Source organism: Teichococcus aerophilus (assembly GCF_014490485.1).
Taxonomy (GTDB): Bacteria; Pseudomonadota; Alphaproteobacteria; order Acetobacterales; family Acetobacteraceae; genus Pseudoroseomonas; species Pseudoroseomonas aerophila.
The window spans coordinates 1-9,196 of sequence record NZ_JACTVA010000091.1 but is presented as its reverse complement, the minus strand read 5'-3'; the positions used below and the strand labels follow the sequence as shown (position 1 = coordinate 9,196).

Annotated in this window: 8 protein-coding genes; all 8 read left to right on the top strand. The window is 69.8% G+C overall.

All coding sequences use genetic code 11. The annotated features are described in order from the left end of the window. A partial coding sequence (gene rsfS, locus IBL26_RS26195) for a ribosome silencing factor (RefSeq protein ID WP_367615507.1) occupies positions 1–783 on the top strand: 783 nt, incomplete at its 5' end. Between the two features lie 11 nt (positions 784–794). Next, entirely contained in the window at positions 795–1,247 is a 453-nt protein-coding gene (locus tag IBL26_RS24515) for a 23S rRNA (pseudouridine(1915)-N(3))-methyltransferase RlmH (protein ID WP_187787133.1), read from the top strand. A 317-nt stretch (positions 1,248–1,564) separates the two neighbouring features. Further along, positions 1,565–2,989, top strand: a complete 1,425-nt coding sequence (locus IBL26_RS24510; protein ID WP_187787132.1) for a M20 family metallopeptidase — start codon at positions 1,565–1,567, stop codon at positions 2,987–2,989. A gap of 14 nt (positions 2,990–3,003) precedes the next feature. Beyond that, the gene (locus IBL26_RS24505; protein WP_187787131.1) at positions 3,004–4,593 is read left to right on the top strand and encodes an ABC transporter substrate-binding protein; all 1,590 of its coding nucleotides are present in this window, start codon (positions 3,004–3,006) and stop codon (positions 4,591–4,593) included. A 417-nt stretch (positions 4,594–5,010) separates the two neighbouring features. Then, positions 5,011–5,724: a lysophospholipid acyltransferase family protein gene (locus tag IBL26_RS24500; protein WP_187787130.1), complete on the top strand. Its 714-nt coding sequence runs from the start codon at positions 5,011–5,013 to the stop codon at positions 5,722–5,724. A gap of 10 nt (positions 5,725–5,734) precedes the next feature. Further along, positions 5,735–7,033, top strand: coding sequence for a 3-deoxy-D-manno-octulosonic acid transferase (locus IBL26_RS24495; protein WP_187787129.1), 1,299 nt, complete (start codon positions 5,735–5,737; stop codon positions 7,031–7,033). Positions 7,034–7,057: 24 nt separating this feature from the next. Then, positions 7,058–8,047 (top strand): tetraacyldisaccharide 4'-kinase, encoded by a 990-nt coding sequence (gene lpxK / locus IBL26_RS24490; RefSeq protein ID WP_187787128.1) that lies wholly within the window; start codon positions 7,058–7,060, stop codon positions 8,045–8,047. A 392-nt stretch (positions 8,048–8,439) separates the two neighbouring features. After that, on the top strand, positions 8,440–9,123 hold the full coding sequence (locus IBL26_RS24485; protein ID WP_187787127.1) for a hypothetical protein: 684 nt from the start codon (positions 8,440–8,442) through the stop codon (positions 9,121–9,123). Positions 9,124–9,196: the final 73 nt, after the last annotated feature.

The window sequence follows — 9,196 nt, the reverse complement described above, 5'->3', positions numbered from 1 at the left end:
GAGCGCACCACCGCGCCCAAGCCGCGCGCCGCCACCAAGCCCGCCGCTGCCCGCAAGGCACCGGCCAGCCGTGCGGCTGCCCCGGCCCGCGGCGCCAAGGCCCCCACGGCCCGGACTGCCCCCAAGGCGGCGAAGGTGGCGGCGAAGAAGCCCGTCCCCGCCGTGAAGAAGCCGGCCAGCCAGACGGCCAGGCCGGTGGCCAAGCCGGCCGCGCCGAAGGTGAAGCGCGTGAAGCTCTCCCCGCCCGAGGTCGACCGCCTGGTGCAGGCCGCCGTCGCCAGCCTGGAGGACGACAAGGCCGAGGACATCGTGGTGCTGGACATCGCCACCCGCGCCACCTTCGCCGACCGCATGATCGTCGCCACCGGCTTCGTCGAGCGGCAGATCCAGGCGATGGCCACGCATATCGAGAAGGCGCTGGCCGAGTTCGGCATCAAGCGCATCCGCACCGAGGCCTCGCCCGACTGGGTGCTGCTCGATGCCGGCGACCTGATCGTCCACCTGTTCAAGCCGGAGACCCGCGCCAACTACCGCATCGAGAAGATGTGGGGCCCGGACAGCCCGGTGCCCGAGGGGGACGTGACCGATGAAGAGGCCATCATGGCCGGCATCGGCACGCGCGAGCTGGGCGAGGAGGACGGCGTCGACGACGAGGCCACCGACCCTGACACCGCCGAGATCGCCGCCGAATTCGCCGATGACGAGGTGATCGACCTCGACGACGACTTCATCCACATCGAATCGGATGGCGAGGACGAGAAAGACGAGGAGGAGGAAGGCTGAGCCGCGCGCCCCTGCTGCTGGCCGTCGGCCGGCTGAAGCCGGGGCCGGAGGCCGCGCTGTTCGCCCAGCACAATGCCCGCCTGCGCCCGCCCCTGGTGGTGAAGGAAATTCCTGAAGCCAAGGGCTCCGCCGCCGAGATCCGGCGGCGGGAGGGCGCGGCGCTGCTGGCGGCATTGCCGGAGGCCGCGCTGGCCGTGGCTCTGGACCTTGGCGGCCTCTCCCCGGATAGCGAGGAGCTGGCCGCCCTGACAGCGAAGTGGGAGGAAAGCGGCAAGGCCGTCGCTTTCCTCATCGGCGGCGCGGAGGGGCTGGACCCCGCCGTGCAGGCCCGGGCAGACCTCCGCATCTCGCTCGGCCGCATGACCTGGCCGCACTTCCTGGTCCGCGGCATGCTGGCGGAACAGCTCTACCGTGCCCAGGCCATTCGCGCCGGGCACCCCTACCACCGGACCTGGCGGCCCTGAGGCAGGATTGAAGGCCGGGGAAAGAATTCCCCGAACCCCTTCTTTTCTTTCTGCGAGTCTTTTGGATGTGGCTGTGTGATGCGCAGCCTCCGTGCCAAAGCCGGGGTCAGCGGGAGGTCTCCGGCGACTGACCCATCAGCTTGCGTGGCCTTCAAATCATCAAAGCGCGACCTCTCAGTTCGGCGACGCAAACCCCAACTGACAGAAAAAAGAAGGGGTCCAGGGGAATTCCTTCCCCTGGCCTTTCCCTTGTTCTCACGCCTATCGATTGGTCCTAAATCACCGCCGACCGAGTGCCAGAGGGACCAAGCAAGATCATGCAGAACACCGAAGCCGTCTGGCGCATCGTCGAGGACAAGCAGCCCCGCTATGCCGAGCTCAGCGACCGCGTGTGGGGCACGCCGGAACTGAACTATGCCGAGCACCGCTCCGCCGCCGCGCATGCCGAGATGCTGCAGGCCGAGGGCTTCAAAGTTTCCACCGGCATCGCCGGCATCCCTACCGCCGTGATGGGCGAGGCGGGCGAGGACGGCCCGGTCATCGCCATCCTCGGCGAATATGACGCGCTGCCCGGCCTTTCCCAGGAAGCCGGCGTGGCCGAGCACCGGCCCATCGAGGCCGGTGGCACCGGCCATGGCTGCGGCCACAACCTGCTCGGCTCCGCCTCCCTGCTCGCCGCTGCGGCGGTGAAGGACTACCTGGCCGCCAACGGCCTGAAGGGCCGCGTGCGCTACTATGGCTGCCCGGCCGAAGAAGGCGGTTCCGCCAAGGGCTTCATGGTGCGGGATGGCGCCTTCGATGACGTGGACATCGCCATCTGCTGGCACCCGGCCGCTTTCTCCGGCGTCAACAAGCCGCGTTCCCTGGCCTGCATGGAGGTGGACTTTTCCTTCACCGGCCGCAGCAGCCACGCCGCCGCCGCGCCGCATCTCGGCCGCTCCGCCCTCGATGCGGTGGAGCTGATGAATGTCGGCGTGAACTACATGCGGGAGCATATGCCCAGCCACGCCCGCATCCACTACGCGTTGCAGGATGCCGGCGGCATCGCCCCCAACGTGGTGCAGGGCCGGGCGCGGGTGCGCTACCTTGTCCGCTCCCTCACCATGGCCGAAGTGCTCGCGCTGCTGGAGCGGGTGAAGAAGATTGCCGAGGGCGCCAGCCTGATGACCGAGACCAGCGTGGTCCACCGTGTCCTCTCCGCCGATGCGGAGCTGGTGGGCAACGTGCCGCTGGAGCAGGCGATGGAGGATAATTTCCTTCGCCTCGGCCCGCCGCGCTTCGACGACGCGGACAAGGCATTCGCCGCCCAGATCCAGGCAACGCTGACCAAGGACGAGATCGACGCCGCCTATCGCCGCGCCGGCATGCCACCGCAGCCGGGCGAGGCCCTGGCCGAGCGGCTGGTCCCCCTTTCCGCGCCTGAACCCGCGGGCATCGGTTCCACCGATGTCGGCACCGTTTCCTGGAAGGTACCGACCGTGCAGGCGCGCGGCGCCACCTATGCCATCGGCACGCCGGGCCATTCCTGGCAGCTGGTGGCCCAGGGCAAGGCCCCCGCAGCCCATAAGGGGTTGGAACACGTGGCCAAGGTCATGGCCGGCACCGCGCTGGATCTGCTGCAGAACCCCGAACTGCTGGCCCGCGCGAAGGCCGACCACGCCGCCCGCACCGCCGACATGCCGGACGTCTTCCCGATCCCCAAGGACGTCCCTCCCCCGCTCGACATGGCCGCTGGCCACTGACCGGAACCCGCATCATGAACGCCTTCCGCCCCATGTCCGCCTGGGCAGCCGCCGCCTGGCTGGCTGCCCTGCCGATGCTGGCCAGCCCCGCCATCGCGGCGGATCTCCGCATCGGTCTCTCCGCGCCGGTCACCTCCATCGACCCGCATTTCGCCAATGCGGCCCCGAACTCCTCCTTCGCCCGGCATGTGTTCGACACGCTGGTGATGCGCGGGCCGGATGGCCGGCCCACGCCGCATCTCGCCCTCTCCTGGACCCCGGTCGAGGAGAATCTGTGGGAGTTCAAGCTGCGCCCGGGCGTCACCTGGCATGACGGCAAGCCCTTCACCGCGGACGACGTGATCTTCACCTTCGGCCGCGCCCCCAGCGTGCCGAACAGCCCGGCCAGCTTCGGCGGCAGCCTGCGGACCGTGACGAAGGTGGAGGCGGTGGACCCGCTGACGCTGCGCATCACCACCTCCGCCCCCACGCCGAACCTGCCGATCGACCTCGCCGCCATCGCCATCATCTCCCGCCACGTGGGCGAAAGCGCGACGACGGCGGACTACAATTCCGGCAAGGCGGCCATCGGCACCGGCCCCTACCGCTTCTCCAGCTACAGCTCCGGCTCCTCCATCGCGGTGGAGCGGAACGCGGCCTGGTGGGGCCCGAAGCAGGAGTGGGACCGCGTCGACTTCCGCATCATCCCCAGCCCCGCCGCCCGCACCGCCGCGCTGCTCTCCGGCGATGTCGACCTGATCGCCAACCCCTCCGCCAGCGACCTGCCGCGCCTGCGCGGCGAGGCCAACCTACGGATCTTCGAGCGCCCGAGCGCCCGCTCCCTCTTCCTGTCCCTGGACATGGAGCGCACCGGTGCCACCCCCTTCATCACGGATAACGACGGCAAGCCGCTACCGAAGAACCCGCTGCTGGACCTGCGGGTGCGGCAGGCGCTCTCCCTCGCCATCGCTCGCCAGGGCCTGGCCGAGCGCGTGATGCAGGGCATGGCCGAGCCGACCGGCCAGTGGATGCCGCCCGGCGCCTTCGGCTACAACGCCAACGTGGCGGTGCCGACGCAGGACCTGGCCCGCGCCCGTGCCCTGCTGGCCGAGGCCGGCTACCCGCAGGGCTTCAAGGTCACCATCCACGCCAGCAACGACCGCTACCCGAACGACGCACAGACCGCCCAGGCCGTGGCGCAGATGTGGACGCGCATCGGCGTCGCCACCACCGTGGAGGCGATGCCCTTCTCCACCTACCTGACGCGGCTGTCCCGCCAGGAATTCTCTGTCGTGCAGAATTCGTGGGGCTCCACCACGGCCGAGGCCGGCAGTGTGCTGCTGAACATCATCCACAGCTTCGACGCACCCCGCCGCCTGGGCGCCAGCAACGACACCCGCTACCACAACCCGGCGCTGGATACGCAGATCGAGGAAGCCCTCTCCACCATGGATGCCGGGCAGCGCGAACAGCGCCTGGCCGCCGCCGTGGCCGTGTCCATGCAGGACGTCGCCTTCATTCCGATGATTATGTACAAGAATGCCTGGGCCGTGCGCCGCCCGCTGACCTACGAGCCGCGCATGGACGAAGCCACGCTGGCCATGGGCGTCGGCCGCTCCGAGTAACGCCGCTCGGGAGGGGGTCTTTTGGGACCCCTTTTCCGTGGCTTCCTTGATGACGGGGAAGGCCGGGGAAAGAATTCCCCGGACCCCTTCTTTTTTTCTTCGGGCTTTCCGGGCCTGGCCGTTGATGGGTCGGTCTCGGACCTCCGGCGACTGACGGTTCAGCCCGCGTGGCCCATTCCAAATATCATCGAAGAGCGTCAGCTCTCAGTCCGGCAGCGCCCCGCCAAACTCGCAGAAAAAAGAAGGGGTCCGGGGAATTCCTTCCCCGGCCTTCTCTTTCCCCGCCAAGGCGATGCTGGCCGGCCAAGGCAGAAGCCGAGCCTCAGTTCCGGTCCCGCTGAGGGGCAGCCCTCCAAGCTTCCCGTTTCCGACATGGCGCCCGGCGTGCTACGGCGCCGTCACAATGTCGCATGTTCCATGTTCCGCTCGCTGATCCGCCATCCCAGGACCCAGGCTTTGCTGGCCGGGTTGATCGGCCGATACCTGGGGTTTTGCTACCGCACCACGCGGTGGTCCCTGGTGGGCGAGGCCAATATCCTGCCGTTCGCGCGTGACACGAAACCGCTGATCGTCGCCTTCTGGCATGAACGGCTGCCGATGATGCCGATGCTGTGGACCGTGGTGCACGACCAGTATCCGGAGACGGCGCATTGGATGCCGCATGTCCTGGTCTCCCAGCACCGGGATGGGCGGTTCATCGGCAATATCGTCTCCCGCTTCCGGCTGGTCATGGTGCATGGCTCCACCTCCCGCGGCGGGGCCGCTGCCATGCGCTCCCTGCTGAAGGTGCTGCGGGAGGGGAACCCGGTCGCCATTACGCCGGACGGCCCGCGCGGCCCGCGGCGAGAAGCGAATGAGGGTGTGGCGCAGATCGCCGGGCTGGGCCGATTTCCGGTGATGGCGACCGCCGCCGCCACCCGCCGCCACCGCCTGCTGCCGAGCTGGGACCGCATGATGCTGCCGCTGCCTTTTACCCGCGGCGTGCTGGTCTGCCGCCCGCCGATCACGGTGGAGGCCGGCGATACCGCCGCCGGGGCCGCCTTGATCGCGCAGGCGCTGAACGAAGCCTGCGACCTGGCGGATTCCTGGATTGCCGGCGGCGCCCAGGATACGGAGAGCCGCCGCGTATGAGGATGGCCCCTTGAGCCTGGCACGCCGGGCCAGCCGGGCCGTCGGCCATGCCGCGGCGCCGCTGCTGCCGTTGCTACTGCGCCGGCGCGCTGCCCAGGGCAAGGAAATCCCCGAACGGATCGGGGAGCGCCAGGGGCATGGGGCGGCGCGGCCGGAGGGGCCTCTGGTCTGGCTGCATGCGGCCAGCGTGGGGGAAAGCCTCTCCCTGCTGCCGTTGTTCTCAGCCCTGCTGGAACAACGGCCAGACCTGCATCTGCTGGTCACGACGGGTACCGTCACCTCTGCTTCCCTGCTGACGCAGCGCCTGCCGCCGGCGGTGGCGGCGCGGCTGATCCATCGCTTCGCGCCGATGGACGTGCCGGGTTGGGTCGACCGCTTCCTGGATGGCTGGCGCCCCGATGCCGTGGCCATCGCCGAGAGCGAGCTGTGGCCCAACCGCACCTATGCGCTGGCGGCGCGCGGCATCCCGAGCGTCATGGTGAATGCCCGCATCTCCCCCCGCTCGGCCGCGCTGTGGCAGCGCTGGGCGCCCGGGCTGGCAGCGGATCTGCTGCGCCACTTCGCGCTGGTGCTGGCGCAGAGCGAGGACGATGCCGCCCGCCTGCGCGCCCTGGGCGCCGCCGACGCCACCTGCTGGGGTAACCTGAAAGCCGCCGCCGAGCCGCTGCCGGTGGAGGAGGCCAAGCTGGCAGCGCTGCGGGCGCGCATCGGCGGCCGGCCGGTCTTCCTCGCCTCCAGCACCCATCCTGGGGAGGATGAGGTGGTGCTCGCCGCGCATCGCAGCCTGGCGGCGCGGCTGCCGGAGCTGCTGACCATCATCGCCCCCCGCCACCCGCATCGTGGGCCGGACGTGGCCGCCCTGGCCGCCCCCCTGCGCGTTCGCCGCCGGGCAGAGGGCGCCGAGCCGGATGCGGAGACCGAGATCTATGTCGCCGACACGCTGGGAGAGCTGGGGCTGTTCTTCCGCGTCGCCGGCGTCGCGCTGGTCGGGGCCTCGCTGGTCCCGAAGGGCGGGCACAACCCGCTGGAGCCGGCGCGTCTGGGCTGCCCCGTGCTGCTCGGCCCCCATACCGAACATTTCCGCGAGGTGGCGGACGACCTGCTGCAAGCTGGCGGCGCCGCCCGGGTGAGCGATGCGGCGACGCTGGCCGAAACCGTTGATGACGTGCTAACGAATCCCTCGCGCGGGCAGTCGATGACGCGCGCAGCGGCGACGATCGCCGATAACGCAGCGCATCTGCCGGAAAAGCTGGCGGACGCGATCCTGGGTTTGCTGCCCACCGCCACCGGCCTTCCGCCGGCGGTCTAGACGAGAAGGACTGGTTCGCCGCCAATGCGTGCCCCCGGCTTCTGGAGCGGGGGCAGCGGGGGAATTGCGCCCCTGCTGCTATCCCCGATCGCCGCTCTCTACGGCGCAGCGACCGCACGCCGGGTGGCGAAACCTGGCTGGCAGGCTCCTGTTCCGGTCATCTGTTGTGGAAACGCAACGGCTGGCGGGGCGGGCAAGACCACGGTGGCGCTGGATATCGGCCAGCGCCTGTCCAACCGCGGCGTGGCGGCGCATTTCCTCACGCGCGGCTATGGCGGCACCCTGAAGGGCCCGGTCCAGGTGGACCCGGACCAGCATGACAGCCAGGCGGTGGGCGACGAAGCCCTGCTGCTGGCCGGCATCCGCCCCACCTGGGTGGCGGCGGACCGCCAGGCCGGCGGCCGTGCCGCCATCGAGGCCGGCGCCCGCGCCATTGTCATGGATGACGGCCTGCAGAACCCCGGCCTGGTGAAGGACCTCTCCCTGCTGGTGGTGGACGGCAATTACGGCTTCGGCAATGGCCGCATCATCCCCGCCGGCCCGTTGCGGGAGCCTGTCTACGCCGCCGCCGCCCGCTGCCGCGCCGCCGTGCTGATCGGCGATGACGAAAGCGGCGCCGCTGCCCAGTTGCCGCCGGACCTGCCCATCCTGCGCGCCCGCCTGGTGCCTGGGCCGGAGGCCGAGCTGTTGGCCGGCCAGCCGGTCTTCGCCTTCTGCGGCATCGCCAACCCGCGTAAGTTCTTCAACAGCCTGCAGGAGGTGGGCGCCGTGGTCGCCGGCCGCGTGCCCTATGCCGACCACTACCCCTACGATGCCGGCGACCTGCGCGAACTGCTGGAAGAAGCCGACCGCCTGCGCGCCACGCCCATCACCACCGCAAAGGACTATGTCCGCATTCCTCCCGCCTTCCGCAGCCGGGTGAAGGTGCTGACGGTGCGGCTGAAGTGGGAAGAGCCGCTGGCCATCGAGAGCCTGCTGGACCCGCTGGCGCAACAGGTGCCCATTCCGGCCTGACGGGACCTGGATGGCCGGGCCTGCATGCGGGGCGCAAGCCGTAGCTATCCCGGCGCCTCGATGGCCGGGCTGACCGGCCTGACCCGCCGCAGGCCGCGCCACGGTCCAGAAGCCCAACGCTCACTCAACGAACCCCAAAAGGGGTCCGGGGAATGGGCGTTCTCTGCGCCCCCGGACAGCACGGCCGCAGCCCAGACCTGCCCACTCCCGACCGGCTGGCCGAAAAGCGCGAAGCCGTGCTTGGTTTCCAGGCAGGATTACACGAAGAAACGATTGGACAGCCTCGCCTTCGCCTCAAAAAATGACACCCCTGTCATTGAGTAGCGGCGAGAGACATGCCTTTGTCTGGACCGGACGTCCTGCTTCGTTTCTTCCCCTCCACGGCACGTGCCTTGTTGCTGGCATCGGCCCTCGCCGCCCCGCTGATGCCGCTTCCGGCGCTGGCGCAGGCCCCGCAGGCCCAGGCGCCGCAGATGCGGGACCTGGCCCGTTCCGGCGCCTGGACCGCCTATGGCGGCGGGTCCGAGAGCGGCAAGGCGGTCTGCGGCGTCATGGTGCGCGGGTCCGATCGCTCGATGCACGTGAAGTACTTCCAGGGCGGGACCAGCCTGGTCATCCATGTGTTCAAGAACAGCTGGAACATCCCGGGCGGGATCGAGATCCCGGTGGACCTGACCATCGACCAGTCCCCCGGCTGGACCGCCCGAGCGGTGGCGCTGAACAACGGGCGCGGCATCCAGTTCCAGATTGGGCGGGAGAACCTGGCGCGGTTCGAGGCGCTGTTCCGTGCCGGAGACGCCATGCGGCTGCGCTTCATGGAAGGCAACGAACAGCCCTGGGTGGCGCAGCTGCGCGGCTCCAACCAGATCATGGACGCCTTCGTCCGCTGCATGCGCATCATCAACCAGAACAGCGAGACGCGCCGCCCGACCGAGCCGACGCAGCCCTATTCAGGCGGCCCCAACCCTTCCGGGCCGACCCAGCCCTTCGCTGCCCCGCCGCCACGCTCGCAGGCGCCGACGCAGCCCTTCGCGCCCAGCGGCGGCGCGCCTGCGGCGCCGGGGGTCAAACTCTAGAGGCTGTTATGGACCTGGGGTGAGTAGAGCGGCCTGTTTGAGCATGAGGCAGACGAAGGCGACGAGGTGGAGA